Consider the following 14,720-nt stretch of genomic DNA (forward strand, 5'->3'; position numbering starts at 1 on the left):
TTGCGGTGCTGCCGGGCTTCAGGCAGCGAACCCCTTGCTGGTGGAGTCGTTGAGACCTGCAGCTGTGGCCTGGCCTGCATCGGGACGGACTGTGATCCGTTCCAGGATGAATGTCTCCACCTCACGGAATCGGGGCAGCGACCGCATCTCGAGCCTGGATCCGTCGTTGAGCACCAGCACCATGTCTCCCCAGGCTCCGAATCCCCTGGGCACGCATCGCACTTCACGAATCTGGCTGTACACCACCTGACTGCGGTCACGTCCCATCCAGCCCCCGCTGACGGAGACGCGACGACTGGTGATGTTGAAGCGGAGCCAGAGGGCTCTCACTACAGCACCGATCGTGAAGGGAAGTCCGATGAGTGTGAAGCCAAGCAGAAGGTTGACGATCAGGTCTCCCTTGGCGGGACCTCCTTCGTAAAAGGTGTCTTCCTGTACGGATTTGGTCATGGCTGGAGCCCCGCCTGTTCAAGCAATCTGTCGCATTCTTCCAGCAAGTTGGCCTCACCTGCGTCAGCACCGGGTCGAAGACTGATCAGCAGCCAGCACTGACCATGCTCGGGGCGTGCCTCGAAGCGAGTCCTGAGGTGGTCATGCAGCAGCCGCCTGAGACGATTGCGCACCACCGCGCGCTTGTGAACCTTGCCACTGATCACGACGGCAATCCGGCAGCTCTTGGGCTGTCCCAATTCAGAAGTTCCAATTGTGTCGCGACGCAGCAGCTTTGGATTGAATGACGCCTTGCGAAGCACCATCAAGGTGCCGTGAAAACGCTTGCCACGCCTGTGCAAGTGATCAAAACAGCGATGGCCGCGTAAACGCATGGAAGCGGGCAGAACCATCGCTGGGGATGTGCTGGAACCGGATCAAACAGACAGACGACTGCGACCCCGCTTGCGGCGGGTGCGAATCACCCGCCGACCGGTGTGCGAACGCATGCGCACTCGGAATCCTGAGACACGCTTGCGCTTGCGGCTGGTACCACCGAGGGTTCGCTTGGTCATGAATCTGTTCCGGCGTCCGGCTTTTTCTCAAGAGGAGAGTTTATCAGGGCAGGCTCAATCAATATCGATCACCCAGCTTCCGAGATAGCCGGATACTGGAACATCGCCAGGTGCCTGGGCCAGCGCATTGAACTGATACATGCCCTGTGAGTTGGGATTGAAGATTTTCATCACTACCGCGTAGGTGCCTCCTGTGGGGATCGGGGTATCAGGAAACACTTCGATCGCGGTCTGCTTCTCATTGACTTCGAAAACGGCCGGCAGAACCTCCTCGCAACGGCTGCGGGAGAGAACACCCCCCAATTTCATCTTGCAGAGGGAGAGATTCTTGGGCTTGATCCGGGCGTTGAAATAGCTCGGAACCGAAATGCTCAACTTGAGGATGGCGGTTTTGCGGTCCTTTGGCCTCAGCATGAAGAAGTATTCGGCTCGCTCGCGTTGTGCCGTACTGCTCTGCACGTAATAAAGCTTCCTGTAATCCTTCCCTCCATCCCAACGGAATTCCAGCAGTGCCGGAGTGTTCTGAGCCCGCACGGCCTGGGGCGCTGTTGTAGGCAGTAGTGCTGCCGTGCCGATGGATCCTGCAACCAGTGCAGCGGTCAGACCGGCACGGCGGCGTGTGGGTCGAAAGGCGTTTTGGGTCATGAAACTCGGAATGCTTAAAGCAATGTGGCCATTGGACGTATGTGAATTGTCCTGAGAATTATCGGTCTGTTGGTTCTTCGAGGGTCGGCCTATCAGGTGTCAGCTGTGACCGGATCTATCTGGCCGGAGGCGTGAAGCGCCCCGCAGATAGGGGTGATGCACGGGCCTGTCTCCGGGTAGCCATGCGTGGGCCAGAAGCCGGATGCAGCGGGCGAGGTCTCCATGAACAGCCATCTGCTGCACATCCAGCAAGGCCACATCTCCCCATCCTTCTCGGTGCCGAGCTGTTGCAGCAGGAAAACAGGCATCGAGATCGGTCGTCACGGAGAAGGTCACAGACACGAGTTGATTCGGTTGCAGCTGGTTCTGCTCCATCAGGGCATCGACCAGTTCCGATACGGCGTCCCTGATGGAGGCTGCGGTGTTGTCAGAGCTGGTCGTGGCTCCACGCAGGCCACGCAGCTGCAGGGGGAGGGTCATGGCCGGTGCATCCACAGGAGTTGACCGCTCAGTTCCAGTTCTGTGTTGAGCCGTTGGTGCATCGCGCTGAGCAATGAGGAGCCTGGTAGCCCCTGGAGCAGGCTCTTGCGGGGCTTCCCGAGAGTCACGGGTCTGCAGCGCTCCTCATCCAGATCCGCCAGTCGGGCCGCCAGAACCCTGGCCTGTTCTTCATCGCCGAGTTCATCCACCAAGCCAAGGTCCTTGGCCTGGGCACCGCTGAACACCCGGCCGTCGGCAAAGGCTCGGACGGCATCGGGCTCGAGTCCGCGTCCTTCAGCGACGGCATCGACGAATTGGCTGTAGCTGCTGTCGATCAGATCCTGTAGAAGCTGCCGCTCCTCAGGACTGAGGGCTCGATCCGGAGAGAGGATGTCTTTGTAGGTCCCGCTTTTTACGGTTTCGAAGCGGATCCCAATCTTGTCGAGAAGCTCCGAGAGATTGTTGCCGCGAAGGATCACGCCGATCGATCCGGTAATGGTGCCGGGATTGGCAACGATCGTTTCGGCTGCGACGCCGATGTACACCCCGCCAGAGGCAGATATGTTGCCGAAACTGGCGACCACTCGGCAGCCTTTTTCACGCAGTCTCAGCAAGGCGGCATGAATCTCCTGACTGTCACCGACGGTGCCTCCAGGGCTGTCGATGCGCAGCAGCAAGGCTGGAAATTCACGCTCCTGCACTTCGCGAAGCGCCTTGAGAACTCGCCGGCGGGTGGACCCGCTGATAGCTCCTTCGATGGCGATTCTCGCCATGCGACGTCTGGATTTCCGGCGCCACGGCCACACCATGACTCTCCGTTCAACTGGCCGGATCTTAAAAAGGACCCTGTCGGCCCGATTTCATGTCCTCCCTGCAGCGCGGGCTGTTGATGGTTCTTCCCTTCGCTTTGTGGGGAACGGCCATGGCTGCGATGGCTCCCTTGGTTCATTCCGGCGGGCCAGTACTGGTGGCCTGTCTCAGGCTTCTTCCTGCTGGCGCTGTTCTGCTGGTTACGGTTCCAAGGCTCGGTCGTTCCCTGCGGATCGACCCCGGCGATCGCGGCTGGTTTGTGTTGTTCACCCTCGTGGACGCCTTCATGTTTCAGATCTTTCTCGCTAAAGGAATCGAAGGAACCGGTGCAGGGCTCGGGTCGGTGTTGATTGATTCCCAGCCGTTGATCGTTGCGCTTCTGGCGCGATGGCTGTTCGAAGAATCGATCAATCCATTCGGTTGGCTCGGTCTGGCGCTTGGTCTGGCTGGAATCGTTTGCCTTGGCGTCCCCGCCCCCTTGCTGAACCACTGGTGGTTGGAGGCTGATCTCTCTTCATGGGAGTCCGGATGGCAGTCCGGGACCGGATGGATGTTGTTAGCGGCCCTCACCATGGCCTTTGGAACGGTGATCAGTCGCTTTGCCTGCCGGCGCAGTGATCCAGTGGCGGTGACCGGGTGGCACATGCTCTTTGGGGGTATTCCCCTGCTGATCTGGCATGGGCTGGATCCGGCAACCTCCATGCTCCCGCCCTGGACTGGCCTGGACTGGGCGCAGATGGCCTATGCCTCAATTCTTGGCAGTGCGTTGGCCTATGGCCTGTTCTTCTGGTTCGCCAATCGTGAGGATCTCACCGGCTTCACCACCCTGGGTTTTCTCACCCCTGTGTTCGCGCTCGTTTCAGGGGGTGTGCTTCTCGGCGAACGCCTGGCTGGCTTGCAATGGCTCGCCGTCTTGCTCGTGTTGGCATCGGTCCTGTTGGTCAGTCAGCGGCAGAAGCTCTGGGATCCATTGCTGCGCACGGCTTCTCCCCAGCCTGGAGACATGAAGGCATGACGGAGCGTCCCCTGAATCTGGTGCTGGTTAGCACGCCGATTGGTCAGCTTGGCAGTGGTCGGGGAGGGGGTGTCGAGCTCACGCTCGGATCGGTGATGCGCGGCCTGGTGGGCCGCGGCCACCAGCTCTCTCTCGTGGCACCGGAGGGATCGAGGTCGCCGGTGATTGCTGACACGGTGAAGCTCCATCCGTGCCAAGGAGTGGATCAGCCGAGCTGGCAGCATGCCGACCGTGGGGCCCCGATGCAGATTCCCGATAATGGGGTGCTCCCCCGCCTTTGGGAGCGCGCCCTGGACCTGGGCTGTCAGGCCGATGCCGTGATCAATTTCGGTTACGACTGGCTTCCGCTATGGCTGACGCCCCGTGCCCCCGCGACCTTGTTTCATCTGGTGAGCATGGGGTCGGTCTCGCAGGTGATGGATCGCGCTGTGGCTGCGGTAGCCCGTTGGGATCAGAGCCGGCTGGCCTTTCATACTCGCCGTCAGGCCCAGGATTTCGACCTGATGGCCCCGCCTGAGGTGGTGGGCAACGGCTTCGATCTCTCGAACTATGCGCTTCAGCTCGGAACATCGGGTCCCTTGGGATGGGCCGGTCGGGTCGCTCCGGAAAAGGGTCTGGAGGATGCGGCGGCAGCGGCTGCGGCCCTTGGAGAAACGCTGCGGGTCTGGGGCCTGGTGGAAGACCAGGCCTATGCCCAAAGGGTGGAGGCGGATGTGCCTCATGGCACGATCGAGTGGTGCGGGTTCAAGCCCACGGCCGCGCTTCAGAGGGAACTGGGGGCCTGCCGGGCGCTGCTCAATACCCCCAAGTGGAATGAGGCCTACGGGAATGTGGTGGTGGAGGCTCTGGCCTGTGGCGTGCCAGTGGTGGCTTACGACCGCGGAGGTCCTGGGGAGATCGTTCAAGACGGAGTCACAGGCTGGCTCGTCCCCCCCGATGACCGCGACGCCCTGAGTCGAGCTACGCAGCGTGTTGGTGCTATCGATCGACGGGCTTGCCGCGAATGGGCTGAACAGTGGGCGAGCCAGGAGGGTTTGGCCATCCGCGTGGAGACCTGGATCCGCCGGGGGTTGTCCCGGATGGATGGCACGATCGTCTGATGACAGGGGATCGACCTGACACGACTGAGCTCACGCCGCTGGTGCGGCGTAGGGGGCTCTGGTGCATTTTCGTGCTGGCTGTGGTGATCTTCACCTGGCAGCTGGGAAGCACTGGATTGGTGGATGAAACGCCACCTCTGTTCGCTGCATCAGGCAGGGCGATGGCGGAAACCGGCGACTGGTTGACGCCCCGGGTGAATGGTCTGCCTCGCTTCGACAAGCCCCCTTTGGTGTATTGGCTGATGGGGCTGAGCTACAGCCTTCCGGGGTCAGCGTCATGGGATCCACTTGGCACCTGGGCCGCGCGCCTGCCTTCGGCCCTGGCGTCGATGGCCTCCATGCTGATGCTCGGTGACACGTTGCTTCGCTACCCCTTGGCTGGGGATGCCCACCCTCGACGGACGGCGGTGGCTGGAGCGCTGGCCTTCGCCCTCTCCCCTCTGGTGCTGATCTGGAGCCGCACCGCAGTGAGCGACGCCCTGCTGAGCGGCACCCTGAGTCTCAGCCTGCTCTGCCAATGGCGTTGCTACGCGAGTGGATCCACGCGGCGCTGGTGGTTGGCCTGGGTACTGCTGGCCCTTGCGGTGCTCACCAAGGGGCCCGTGGCGGTTGTGCTCACCGGAATCACCCTGAGCCTCTATGCCCTGATCCGCAGGGATCTCTTCGGTCTGTGGCGGCTCCTTCGCCCCATCCGCGGCTTGCTTATCACTGCTGTGCTCAGCTTGCCCTGGTATTTGGCCGAGCTGGTGGTGGAGGGCCAGCCGTTTTGGGACAGCTTCTTTGGATATCACAACCTCCAACGCCTCACCAGCGTGGTGAATGATCACCTCCAGCCCTGGTGGTTCTTCGGACCGGTGCTTGTGGTGGCATCTCTGCCGTTTACGCCGCTGCTGCTGTTGGGTCTTGCACGCTGCTTGGCCGCGTTTCGGGGCAAGGGATCGCGTCTGCAGCTCCCAGCCCAGCAGAGCCTTCGCGATTTCGCTGGTTGCTGGGTGTTCTCGTTGCTGATTCTGTTCACCCTGGCGGCAACCAAACTTCCCAGTTACTGGTTGCCGGCCACCCCAGCCGCTGCCCTGTTAATCGCCCTGACGGCCCAGGCTCCCTCGTGCAAGCGACGTCCACTGCTTCTTTGGATGTGGAGCTTCACCTTGCTGCTCACCGCTGTGCTTGCGGCTGGTCTCTGGGTGTCTCCCCTCTGGATTCCCCTGATTCAGGACCCGGAGATGCCCACACTCTCTGCTGAGCTTTTGGCCAGTGGTTTGGTGTTTCGGGCTGCTGTCTGCTTCACCGCGGCGGCCTTGCTTGGCCTGCTCACCTTGGTGCGCACACTGGATGGTCGCCTGCTTGCGGTCCAGGGACCTCTGGTGGCATTTCAGCTCGTTGCGCTCCTGCCGATGATCGAACTCGGAGACCGGGTCCGGCAGCTTCCCGTCAGGCAGGTGGCTGGAACGGTGGTGAGCCAGCGGCGACCCGGGGAACCCCTCGCGATGATCGGCGTTCTCAAACCCTCACTGCACTTCTACACACGCCAGGTCGTTCTCTACGACGGCAAGTCGAAGTCGGCTCTGGTCAATTTGGCGGATCGACTCAGCCGTGAGCAGCGCCAGGGATTTCAAGGCATCTCCCTCAGCGATCCCGGCAGCTCGGACACGGTGCTTGTGGTGATCGATGACCGCACTGCCGCGCGTGAGCACTGGCAGGGGCTGGCTCCTGATGTTCTGGGCCGGACAGGCATCTATGCCCTATGGCGTGTGGATCGCAGCCGTCTCGAGCAGCGGGCTGCAACCCTGCAGGCCCAGGGTGTTGATCTCACCTGGCGGGATCCGAGGCCAGAGCGTTATTGACGTCAGCCGTTGGCCGCCTCCGAGCCCAAGTCAGCACTTCTGCAGAAGCTGCAGTGGCCCCAGTAGGCCATTTCTCCCGTCGGAGCTGGTGATCCGCAGCGCGGGCAGGTCGCCATTCCATGCACATCCGTCCGGCTGGGATGGCGGTTCCATTCGTCGAGAGGGTCCCCTGGATCGGACCGTCGGGCCGTGTGGTGCTGAAGGATGCGAAGGTCGCGAACGGGGTGACCGGCGGCACGGATCGCGGCGAGTAGTTGAAGCTTGCTGTAGAGCAGAGCCTGGCGCCACTGAGGATGGCTGGCACCAACGTTGAGCACCCCTTGTCTGAGGGTCAGGGGCCGGCAATGTTCAGCCAGGGACGGTCCTGCCAGTTTCGGCCAGTCCTGCCACAGGGCTGCCATTGAACCGTCCTGACGCCATTGCTGGTTCAGTCGGTCCAGGCATCCCCTGATCGACTGTGCCGGTTCGGGAGGCGCCGGCATCAAGAGTTCACCCTTGCCGAAGCGACGTCTCTGTGATTTCGGAGCCCTTCCCATGTTCGATCAGGGGTCAATCCCGAAACGATAGGGAGGACAGGTGGCCCCTCTCGCTAGCCTTTGTTGGCTGCTTGCCCTGATCCATGGGTTTCTTTGATCGGCTGAGTCGTCTGGTTCGCGCGAACGCCAACGCTGCAGTTAGCAGCATGGAAGACCCCGTCAAGATCCTCGATCAGTCGGTTGCTGACATGCAGTCTGATCTGGTGAAGCTGCGCCAGGCGGTCGCCATGGCCATTGCCAGCCAGAAGCGTTTGCGCAATCAGGCCGATCAGGCCGAGACCCAGTCACGCACTTGGTATGAGCGTGCCGAACTGGCTTTGAAGAAGAACGAGGAGGATCTGGCCAGGGAAGCCCTGACCCGGCGTAAGACCTTTCAGGAAACCGCCACATCCCTCAGCAACCAGGTGAAGGCGCAGGAGGCCCAGGTGGAGACCCTCAAGAAGAGCCTTGTGGCTCTCGAGGGAAAAATCGCCGAGGCGCGCACGAAGAAAGACATGCTGAAGGCCCGAGCTCAGGCGGCCCAGGCACAGCAGCAGTTGCAGAGCGCTGTTAACGGCATGGGGACCAACTCCGCCATGGCCGCTTTTGAGCGGATGGAGGACAAGGTTCAGTCCATGGAGGCCTCCAGTCAGGCAGCGGCCGAGTTGGCCGGAGCCGACCTTGAAAGTCAGTTCGCTGCTCTGGAAAGTGGAAGCGATGTGGATGATGAACTGGCCTCCCTGCGGCAACAGCTTCAGGGTGGACCTGAGGCCGTGGCCCTTCCGCAGGCTGATGACAAGGTGCAGCCCGTGAAAGTCGCCGAGGTGGATCAGGATCTCGAGGAACTTCGGCGTTCCATCGACAAGCTCTGAACCTCCTCTAGAGCCTCTCCCATCCATAGGATCAGACTTCCTTCGTCGACTTGCTGTGTCAGCTGCTGTTTCCGACTTCACCGATGCCGGTTTTGATCAGGACGTCCTGAAGGCATCCGGAACAGTTCTTGTGGATTTCTGGGCTCCCTGGTGCGGTCCCTGCCGGCTGATGGTTCCTCTGATGGACTGGGCGGCCGAAACCTATTCAGGGCGTCTGCAGGTGGGAAAGCTTGAAGTGGATGGCAATCCCGCAACCCGCGATGCCTACCAGGTGCAGGGAATTCCAACGTTGATCCTCTTCCGCGATGGTGGGGAAATTGGTCGTCACGAGGGGGCCATCGCCCGTCCTCAGTTGCAGGCTTTCCTGGATGCTCACCTCTGAACGCCTGGCCCGGCTGGGCAGTGGTGTTTTCGACCGGAATGATCGCCGTAAAGCGCACTACTGCCTTGGGAGTCGTCATCCCCAGCAGCCGCTGATTGATCTTTCGCTCGGGTCAACCGATCTAGCCCCACCTGCGGAGGTGATCGCGGCCATGGCTGGTGCGCTACAAGATCCCATCAGTTCGTCTTACTGCCTGCATGCCGGAACCGAAGCGTTCCGCCATGCAGCGGCCGCTTGGTGTGAGCGTCGCTTCGGTGTGGCGGTTGATGCTGAAACCGAAGTTCTGCTGTTGGTGGGTTCCCAAGAGGGAACTGCCCATCTGCCGATGGCCGTTTTGGATCCTGGTGAGAGCGCCTTGATCCTTGACCCCTCCTATCCCTCCCATCGCGGCGGTCTCGAACTGGCGGATGCCTCGATCCACACGCTGCCGCTTCGCGCCGAAATGGGATGGGCTCCCGACTTTTCCAGTCTGACGACCGAGCAGTGGAGGCAACTGCGCCTGATGGTTCTGGGGTTCCCCCACAACCCAACCGCCTGTACAGGGGAACAGGCATGGCTCGATGAAGCAATGGAGCACTGCCATCGCCATGATCTCGTACTGGCGCATGACAACCCTTACGTTGATCTCGCTCTGGAGGGAGAGGCGCCCGCTCTCTTGCTCTGTCCCCAATGGAAAGAGCGGGGAATCGAGTTCTTCTCCCTGTCCAAGGGCTGGTGCCTGGGGGGATTCCGTCTGGCCTTCGCCGTGGGGGCCGCACCCCTGATCAGTGCTCTCCGTCAGCTCAAGGGCGTTGTGGATTTCAATCAGTGCCGTGCTCTTCAGCAGGGGGCGGTGCTGGCGCTAGATCGCTTCGCTCACTGGCCTGCATCCCTGCGTCCTGTTTATCGGGATCGCAGGGATCGCATGCTGCGTTCCCTGGAGCGAATCGGCTGGTCGGTGCCCCAGCCCTCCATGGCCCTGTACCTATGGATGCCTCTGCCGTCCTGGGCCCGCTCCAGGGGCTGGAGTGATGAACAGCTGGCCGCCGAAGTGCTCGAACATTGCGGGGTGGCGCTCACTCCCGGTTCTGGCTTTGGAACAGCTGGAGCAGGATGGTTGCGACTGGCCTTGGTGCGCCCTTCGATCGAGCTTGAGTCTGCTGTGGATCGTCTCGCACCCTGGTGGGCGCTCCAGAGCTGATGCGTCCGGTCGCCAGGGGAGCTGCACGTGTTCTCAGGGATCTGCGTCGTTGCGGCGGCACCCATTGGAGACTGCGGCAATTGCCGGTTTGCACCAGTACGGAAACCGAGCTGGTGCGTTGGTTGCAGCGCCACCCATGGAGTGGTGATCAACCGCGTGCCGTGTTCTCCTCCCATCAGACCCAGAGTCATGGCCAGCACGGACGTGTGTGGTTGGCGCCGCGGGGCGGCGTCTGGCTCAGTGCGGCCCTGCCCTGGCCCCATCCGATCAGTGCCACGGGGTTGTTCGGTCTGGTTGTGGCGCTTGCGCTGACGGAACAACTCGAATCCCAGGCTGTGCCGGTGCGGATTAAGTGGCCGAATGACCTGTTGGTGCACTCCAGGAAACTGGCGGGAATTCTGCCCACGTTGGTGTTTCGTGGGAGCCAGGTCCGACAAGCCCGTGTCGGCGTTGGGCTCAATGTGTGCAATGCCGTTCCCTCCGGGGCCATCGCGTTGAAGCAGCTCCTGCCGCGCAGTCGCTGCCGGCTGGGGTTCTGGCAAGGCGCCGTTCTTCAAGCCCTGGACCGGTCAACGGATCTTGCTCATGACCCTGCTTATGTGGTGCGTGAAGTGGAACGTCGGCTCTGGAGTCATCACGTGCGTGACCCCAGCAGTGGGGACAGTTGGCAGGTGCGAGGGCTGGGTCTTGATGGACGTCTTTTGCTCAGTCAGGGCACCCAGACCTGCAGCTGGACCCGGTGGGGTGACAGCAACGACAGGAGTGTCTAACCTCTCGCACGATGAGATCGCTTCGATCTGTTGGTACTTCGCTGGCTTGCTGCGCCGATTCTTCTAACGCTGCCGTTGGCTCCCTCGCCCAACGGCGCTTTTGAGAGCACAGGGACGTTTGATCATTCTCTTGAATCCCTTGAGAAGAACCGGGTCATTACCCCTGCTGAGCGCAAACAGCTGGAGACCGGCGACGTCACCCGTCCGGCTGAAGCCCCTGCGTTTGAGCAGGCTTGCCGTTCGGGTGCTCTGTCTCAGCAGGAATGTCGCAACGGTGTGGCTCTACGCGGTCGTAACCAACGGCGTGAAACCCGCGTGGTGTTGAACGGCAGGGATGAAATCCTGACCGGCCTGTCCAGGCGAAGTGTGGATGGACGTCCGCTCCCGCCCATTTCCGTTCCGGTTTCAGCTCTTCTTGCCGGCTCAACGGGAGGATTCCGCCTCGAATCGGTCTTCGCGGTCTCTCCCCGTCCGGCGTCGATCCCCGGAAATGGCAACCGACAGCTGCTGTTTCCAATCATCGGATCAGCCATCACCACCAGTGGGTTCGGTTGGCGCATCCATCCAATTGTGGGTCAGTGGCTGATGCATGCAGGCAAGGATTTTGCTGCTCCGGAGGGGACGCCGGTTGTAGCAGCGCTGTCTGGAACGGTTCTGAGCAGTGGCCTCGCCGGTGGTTATGGCATCGCTGTTGAGCTCGACCATGGAGATCCACCAAGACGGACGCTCTATGGACACCTCTCCGAGATTTATGTGAAAGCGGGACAGACCGTGCGACAGGGCGAGGTGATCGGGCGTGTCGGCAGCACTGGCCTGAGTACTGGGCCCCATCTTCACTTTGAGCTCCGTCGCCCTGAGGGCGACGGATGGGTCGCTACCGATCCCGGCGATCTCGATCTCAATCCACTCACTGCATCAGGTGCCGATGCGGTGTCCATGCTGGTCGGCCAGCTGATGAACAGTCTCGAACGGCCTGACTCCTCATCATCAGGAGCCTGAGGCTTGGATCTCCTCTCTGAGGATGAATCCCACCCCTCGCACAGTGTGAATCAGTGTTGGAAGGTCTTTGGACTCCAGCTTCTGTCTCAGATAGCGGATATAAACATCTAGAAGATTGTCGTCCCCATAGAAGTTTTCCCCCCAGACCCCACGCATGATGTCGGCGCGCGTCAGCACCTTGCCCTGGCCGCGCATCAGGAAATTCAGCAGTTCGTATTCCTTGACCGAGAGCTGAATCAATCGATCACCACGGGACACATCCCTGGTGCTTGTATTCATGCTGAGATTCCCCACTTTGAGGGTTTCCGGCTGGGGTCCGTCACCGTTGATCGCCGAGAACGTGATGGCTCGGCGTTGCATGGCCCGCAACCTGGCCATCAGTTCTTCAATAGAAAAAGGCTTGATTAAGTAGTCATCCACGCCTGCATCCAAGGCGGTGACCCGATCGGAAATGTCGTCATGCCCGGTGAGCATCAGGATTGGTGTTGTGACACCACTGCTACGAATTCTTTGGCAAATATCAATGCCACTGAAATCAGGCAGATTCCAATCCAAAACAATCAAATCAGGGCCAGGCGTCTCCCGGGCATGGAAGAGACCTGAGGCCCCATCAGCGGCCACGATTACGTCATACCCTTCCACTTCCAGTTCCATTTTCAGAAGATCCGTCAAACGGACCTCGTCATCCACCAGAAGGATGCGGATGGATGGAGCTGCAGGGGCTCCCATGAGAACGTTCCTGATTAACGAACACCTTAATCAGAGGTGTTTTGAAGGGCTCGGATTCTCGGCTGGGATCTCCCAGCGTTCCACCTGACCATCGCGGAAATGAGCCACGCGCTCTGCGCGGGCGGCCACGTCGTCTTCATGGGTCACCAGAACCACTGTGATCCCCTGACGATGGAGACTGTCAAACAGATTGAGGACATCGTCCGTCGTGCGCGAGTCCAGGGCTCCTGTCGGCTCATCCGCGAGCAGAAGCGCCGGTTGATTGATGATTGCCCGTGCGATGGCCACCCGCTGCTGCTGACCTCCAGACAATTGATTCGGTCTGTTCTCGAGTCGATCCCCCAGCCCAACCCGCTCCAGGGCCGCACGGGCGCGGTCTCTCCGCTCATGCACCTCAATGCCGGCATAGATCATCGGCAGCATCACATTCTCCAAGGCCGAGGCATGGGGGAGAAGGTGGAACTGCTGGAACACGAACCCCAGCTCTTGGTTGCGTAGATCGGCAAGCGCATCATCATCAAGCAGCTCAACGGCATTGCCGTTGAGGCGGTAGGACCCGCTGGTGGGGCGATCCAAGCAGCCAAGGATATTCATCGCGGTGCTCTTGCCGGATCCGCTGGCACCCATCACAGCAAGGTAGTCACCCTGAAGCACTGTGAGATCCAGCCCATCCAATGCTCTGACCTGGGTGTCGCCTGAGCCGTACACCTTACTGACGGCTTTCAATTCAGCGACCGGCCGACGTTCGGACGGGATGGTGTCAGCCAAGGGGGGTTCCGTTCACACTGGCGATTGCTTGTTGCAGCAGGGGCGTGCCAGCCACAGCATCACTCGCCCACTGGAAGAGAGGGTTGGAGAGAATTCCGCCCACTGCTGTCACAACAACGCACGCCAAGAGAGCGACTCGCAAAGGGGGAAGGCCAAGGGTGGACCACTGCACGGGTGGGTAGGCCTTGACGGCGTCGGAGGCTTCCTGAGGCTCTTTCACCACCATCATCTTGATCACACCGATGTAGTAATAAATAGAGATGACCGACGTGATCAGACCGACGACGACCAGCAGATACTGGTGATCAGCCCAGCCGGCGAAGAAGAGATAGATCTTTCCGAAGAAGCCGAGCATCGGAGGAATTCCCCCGAGGGAAAGCAGGCAGAGACTGAGCCCAAGCGTGATGAGTGGATCTTTTTGGTAGAGCCCCGCGTAATCAGCGATCCGATCGCTTCCTGTGCGGATCGAGAACAGGATGATGCAGGCGAAGGCGCCAAGGTTCATGAACAGATAGGCCGCCGTGTAGAGAACCATGGCTGCGAAGCCATCCTCGGTTCCGCACACCAAGCCGATCATCACGAATCCGGCTTGACCGATGGAGCTGTAAGCCAGCATCCGTTTCATTGACGTTTGGGCCAGCGCGACCACATTCCCAAGGGTCATGCTCAGCACGGCCAGCACGGTGAATAGCAACTTCCACTGGGTGTCGAAGCTTCCGAAACACCCCACAAGAAGTCTCAGGGCAAGGGCGAAACCGGCAGCCTTGGAGCCCACGGAGAGAAAGGCGACCACAGGGGTTGGCGAGCCTTCATACACATCAGGTGTCCACTGGTGGAAGGGAACTGCAGCGATCTTGAACGCCACCGTGGCCAGCACAAACACCAGCGCCAGGGCAGCCAGCGGGGTAGGGCTGGTGAGGAGAGCCTCTCCGATTGCCTCAAGACTTGTGGAACCGCTGAGGCCGTAAAGCAGTGAGGATCCATACAGAAAGACGGCGGCCGCAGCCGATCCCACCAACAGATATTTCAGAGCGGCCTCGGAACTGCGCGCATCGCGCTTCATGTAGCCGGAAAGGAGATAGCTCGCGACAGATAGGGTTTCCAGTGACACGAACACGCTCACCAGGTCGGTCGCTCCGCAGAGGAGCATCCCTCCAAGGGTTGCCGCTAGAAGGATGGCTGCGTATTCACCAACGGGGGTTCCTCCCTGTTCGGCGTACCGCCAGCTGATCATGAGAGACAGCAGGGTGGAGAGCGCCACAACAGCCCTGAAGGCGATAGCTAAGTGGTCCGGCAGGAAAGCGCCGAGGAACGAGGATTCAAGGGGGGCATTCCACTGAAGCGCCAGCAGCAGAAGAGCTGTCCCTAAACCCGCATAGCAAATGGGGGGAACCCAGCGCGTGGAGGTCTTCTCTCCGGCCAGATCCACCAGAAGGGTGGCCAGCATGGCGAGCAGAACAGCACCCTCAGGTGCGACAGCACTGGCATTCAGTGAGAGGTTGAGCAGCTCCCCAGGAGCTGCCAATGCCGTAGTGGACAGAAGCAGAGCACCCATCTCGGGCATGGTGCGCGCAGGGCAGAGCAATAGGGGGGACTGTAGCGGCGAT

At 60.8% G+C, this 14,720-nt stretch carries 18 protein-coding genes; 8 read left to right on the forward strand and 10 right to left on the reverse strand.

Annotated elements, in window-relative coordinates; all coding sequences use genetic code 11:
* Positions 1-18 precede the first annotated feature (18 nt).
* The 6 genes from ACLM45_RS13050 to sppA all read right to left on the reverse strand — a co-directional run bounded on the left by ACLM45_RS13050 (position 19) and on the right by sppA (position 2,938).
* Positions 19-450 (reverse strand): PH domain-containing protein, encoded by a 432-nt coding sequence (locus ACLM45_RS13050; RefSeq protein WP_415409690.1) that lies wholly within the window; start codon positions 448-450, stop codon positions 19-21.
* The gene (locus tag ACLM45_RS13055) at positions 447-842 is read right to left on the reverse strand and encodes a ribonuclease P protein component (protein WP_415409692.1); all 396 of its coding nucleotides are present in this window, start codon (positions 840-842) and stop codon (positions 447-449) included. The genes ACLM45_RS13050 and ACLM45_RS13055 overlap by 4 nt, the downstream gene beginning before the upstream one ends.
* Positions 843-866: 24 nt before the next feature.
* Positions 867-1,004, reverse strand: coding sequence for a 50S ribosomal protein L34 (gene rpmH / locus ACLM45_RS13060; protein ID WP_006043475.1), 138 nt, complete (start codon positions 1,002-1,004; stop codon positions 867-869).
* A 54-nt stretch (positions 1,005-1,058) separates the two neighbouring features.
* Positions 1,059-1,649, reverse strand: coding sequence for a DUF2808 domain-containing protein (locus tag ACLM45_RS13065; protein WP_415409694.1), 591 nt, complete (start codon positions 1,647-1,649; stop codon positions 1,059-1,061).
* Positions 1,650-1,748: 99 nt separating this feature from the next.
* Complete coding sequence (gene aroH / locus ACLM45_RS13070; RefSeq protein WP_006043477.1) at positions 1,749-2,129, reverse strand: chorismate mutase; 381 nt, start codon at positions 2,127-2,129, stop codon at positions 1,749-1,751.
* Positions 2,126-2,938 carry a signal peptide peptidase SppA gene (sppA, locus tag ACLM45_RS13075; protein WP_415409695.1) on the reverse strand — a complete coding sequence of 271 codons (813 nt, stop codon included), beginning with the start codon at positions 2,936-2,938 and terminating at the stop codon, positions 2,126-2,128. The genes aroH and sppA overlap by 4 nt, the downstream gene beginning before the upstream one ends.
* Before the next feature lie 53 nt (positions 2,939-2,991).
* Here sppA and ACLM45_RS13080 point away from each other — a divergent pair, with 53 nt between their 5' ends.
* From ACLM45_RS13080 to ACLM45_RS13090, 3 genes are read left to right on the forward strand one after another with little or no spacing between them, the layout of a single operon-like run.
* Positions 2,992-3,954: a DMT family transporter gene (locus tag ACLM45_RS13080; protein ID WP_415409696.1), complete on the forward strand. Its 963-nt coding sequence runs from the start codon at positions 2,992-2,994 to the stop codon at positions 3,952-3,954.
* The gene (locus ACLM45_RS13085; protein ID WP_415409697.1) at positions 3,951-5,054 is read left to right on the forward strand and encodes a glycosyltransferase; all 1,104 of its coding nucleotides are present in this window, start codon (positions 3,951-3,953) and stop codon (positions 5,052-5,054) included. Before ACLM45_RS13080 ends, ACLM45_RS13085 begins: the two co-directional genes overlap by 4 nt.
* On the forward strand, positions 5,054-6,898 hold the full coding sequence (locus ACLM45_RS13090) for an ArnT family glycosyltransferase (RefSeq protein WP_415411435.1): 1,845 nt from the start codon (positions 5,054-5,056) through the stop codon (positions 6,896-6,898). The genes ACLM45_RS13085 and ACLM45_RS13090 overlap by 1 nt, the downstream gene beginning before the upstream one ends.
* Before the next feature lie 2 nt (positions 6,899-6,900).
* Here ACLM45_RS13090 and ACLM45_RS13095 read toward each other — a convergent pair whose 3' ends face one another.
* The gene (locus tag ACLM45_RS13095; protein WP_415409699.1) at positions 6,901-7,434 is read right to left on the reverse strand and encodes a DUF721 domain-containing protein; all 534 of its coding nucleotides are present in this window, start codon (positions 7,432-7,434) and stop codon (positions 6,901-6,903) included.
* A gap of 83 nt (positions 7,435-7,517) precedes the next feature.
* Between ACLM45_RS13095 and ACLM45_RS13100 the strand changes: the two genes are divergently transcribed.
* From ACLM45_RS13100 to ACLM45_RS13120, 5 genes are read left to right on the forward strand one after another with little or no spacing between them, the layout of a single operon-like run.
* Positions 7,518-8,285: a PspA/IM30 family protein gene (locus tag ACLM45_RS13100; RefSeq protein WP_006043483.1), complete on the forward strand. Its 768-nt coding sequence runs from the start codon at positions 7,518-7,520 to the stop codon at positions 8,283-8,285.
* A gap of 55 nt (positions 8,286-8,340) precedes the next feature.
* Positions 8,341-8,667, forward strand: coding sequence for a thioredoxin (gene trxA, locus ACLM45_RS13105; RefSeq protein ID WP_006043484.1), 327 nt, complete (start codon positions 8,341-8,343; stop codon positions 8,665-8,667).
* Entirely contained in the window at positions 8,654-9,847 is a 1,194-nt protein-coding gene (locus ACLM45_RS13110; protein WP_415409700.1) for an aminotransferase class I/II-fold pyridoxal phosphate-dependent enzyme, read from the forward strand. Before trxA ends, ACLM45_RS13110 begins: the two co-directional genes overlap by 14 nt.
* A complete protein-coding gene (locus ACLM45_RS13115; RefSeq protein WP_415409701.1) occupies positions 9,829-10,617 on the forward strand; it encodes a biotin--[acetyl-CoA-carboxylase] ligase in 789 nt (262 codons plus the stop codon). Before ACLM45_RS13110 ends, ACLM45_RS13115 begins: the two co-directional genes overlap by 19 nt.
* Positions 10,618-10,647: 30 nt before the next feature.
* On the forward strand, positions 10,648-11,616 hold the full coding sequence (locus ACLM45_RS13120; protein ID WP_415409703.1) for a M23 family metallopeptidase: 969 nt from the start codon (positions 10,648-10,650) through the stop codon (positions 11,614-11,616).
* Here the strand turns inward: ACLM45_RS13120 and ACLM45_RS13125 are convergent.
* The 3 genes from ACLM45_RS13125 to ACLM45_RS13135 are packed head-to-tail and all read right to left on the reverse strand — an operon-like array spanning position 11,605 to position 14,677.
* Complete coding sequence (locus tag ACLM45_RS13125; RefSeq protein ID WP_415409705.1) at positions 11,605-12,345, reverse strand: response regulator transcription factor; 741 nt, start codon at positions 12,343-12,345, stop codon at positions 11,605-11,607. The two genes, ACLM45_RS13120 and ACLM45_RS13125, sit on opposite strands and share 12 nt — an antisense overlap.
* Positions 12,346-12,375: 30 nt before the next feature.
* Positions 12,376-13,113, reverse strand: a complete 738-nt coding sequence (locus ACLM45_RS13130; protein ID WP_006043489.1) for an ABC transporter ATP-binding protein — start codon at positions 13,111-13,113, stop codon at positions 12,376-12,378.
* A complete protein-coding gene (locus ACLM45_RS13135; protein WP_415409706.1) occupies positions 13,106-14,677 on the reverse strand; it encodes an NAD(P)H-quinone oxidoreductase subunit N in 1,572 nt (523 codons plus the stop codon). Before ACLM45_RS13135 ends, ACLM45_RS13130 begins: the two co-directional genes overlap by 8 nt.
* Positions 14,678-14,720: the final 43 nt, after the last annotated feature.

The sequence above is a fragment of the Synechococcus sp. A10-1-5-9 genome, from assembly GCF_047716785.1.
Taxonomy (GTDB): domain Bacteria; phylum Cyanobacteriota; class Cyanobacteriia; order PCC-6307; family Cyanobiaceae; genus Synechococcus_C.

What these genes read in the sequence shown, in the direction of transcription:
- ACLM45_RS13050 (WP_415409690.1), bottom strand. Translation starts at nt 450, where the DNA reads ATGACCAAATCCGTACAGGAAGACACCTTTTACGAAGGAGGTCCCGCC.
- ACLM45_RS13055 (WP_415409692.1), bottom strand. Translation starts at nt 842, where the DNA reads ATGGTTCTGCCCGCTTCCATGCGTTTACGCGGCCATCGCTGTTTTGAT.
- rpmH (WP_006043475.1), bottom strand. Translation starts at nt 1,004, where the DNA reads ATGACCAAGCGAACCCTCGGTGGTACCAGCCGCAAGCGCAAGCGTGTC.
- ACLM45_RS13065 (WP_415409694.1), bottom strand. Translation starts at nt 1,649, where the DNA reads ATGACCCAAAACGCCTTTCGACCCACACGCCGCCGTGCCGGTCTGACC.
- aroH (WP_006043477.1), bottom strand. Translation starts at nt 2,129, where the DNA reads ATGACCCTCCCCCTGCAGCTGCGTGGCCTGCGTGGAGCCACGACCAGC.
- sppA (WP_415409695.1), bottom strand. Translation starts at nt 2,938, where the DNA reads ATGGTGTGGCCGTGGCGCCGGAAATCCAGACGTCGCATGGCGAGAATC.
- ACLM45_RS13080 (WP_415409696.1), top strand. Translation starts at nt 2,992, where the DNA reads ATGTCCTCCCTGCAGCGCGGGCTGTTGATGGTTCTTCCCTTCGCTTTG.
- ACLM45_RS13085 (WP_415409697.1), top strand. Translation starts at nt 3,951, where the DNA reads ATGACGGAGCGTCCCCTGAATCTGGTGCTGGTTAGCACGCCGATTGGT.
- ACLM45_RS13090 (WP_415411435.1), top strand. Translation starts at nt 5,054, where the DNA reads ATGACAGGGGATCGACCTGACACGACTGAGCTCACGCCGCTGGTGCGG.
- ACLM45_RS13095 (WP_415409699.1), bottom strand. Translation starts at nt 7,434, where the DNA reads ATGGGAAGGGCTCCGAAATCACAGAGACGTCGCTTCGGCAAGGGTGAA.
- ACLM45_RS13100 (WP_006043483.1), top strand. Translation starts at nt 7,518, where the DNA reads ATGGGTTTCTTTGATCGGCTGAGTCGTCTGGTTCGCGCGAACGCCAAC.
- ACLM45_RS13110 (WP_415409700.1), top strand. Translation starts at nt 8,654, where the DNA reads ATGCTCACCTCTGAACGCCTGGCCCGGCTGGGCAGTGGTGTTTTCGAC.
- ACLM45_RS13125 (WP_415409705.1), bottom strand. Translation starts at nt 12,345, where the DNA reads ATGGGAGCCCCTGCAGCTCCATCCATCCGCATCCTTCTGGTGGATGAC.
- ACLM45_RS13135 (WP_415409706.1), bottom strand. Translation starts at nt 14,677, where the DNA reads ATGCCCGAGATGGGTGCTCTGCTTCTGTCCACTACGGCATTGGCAGCT.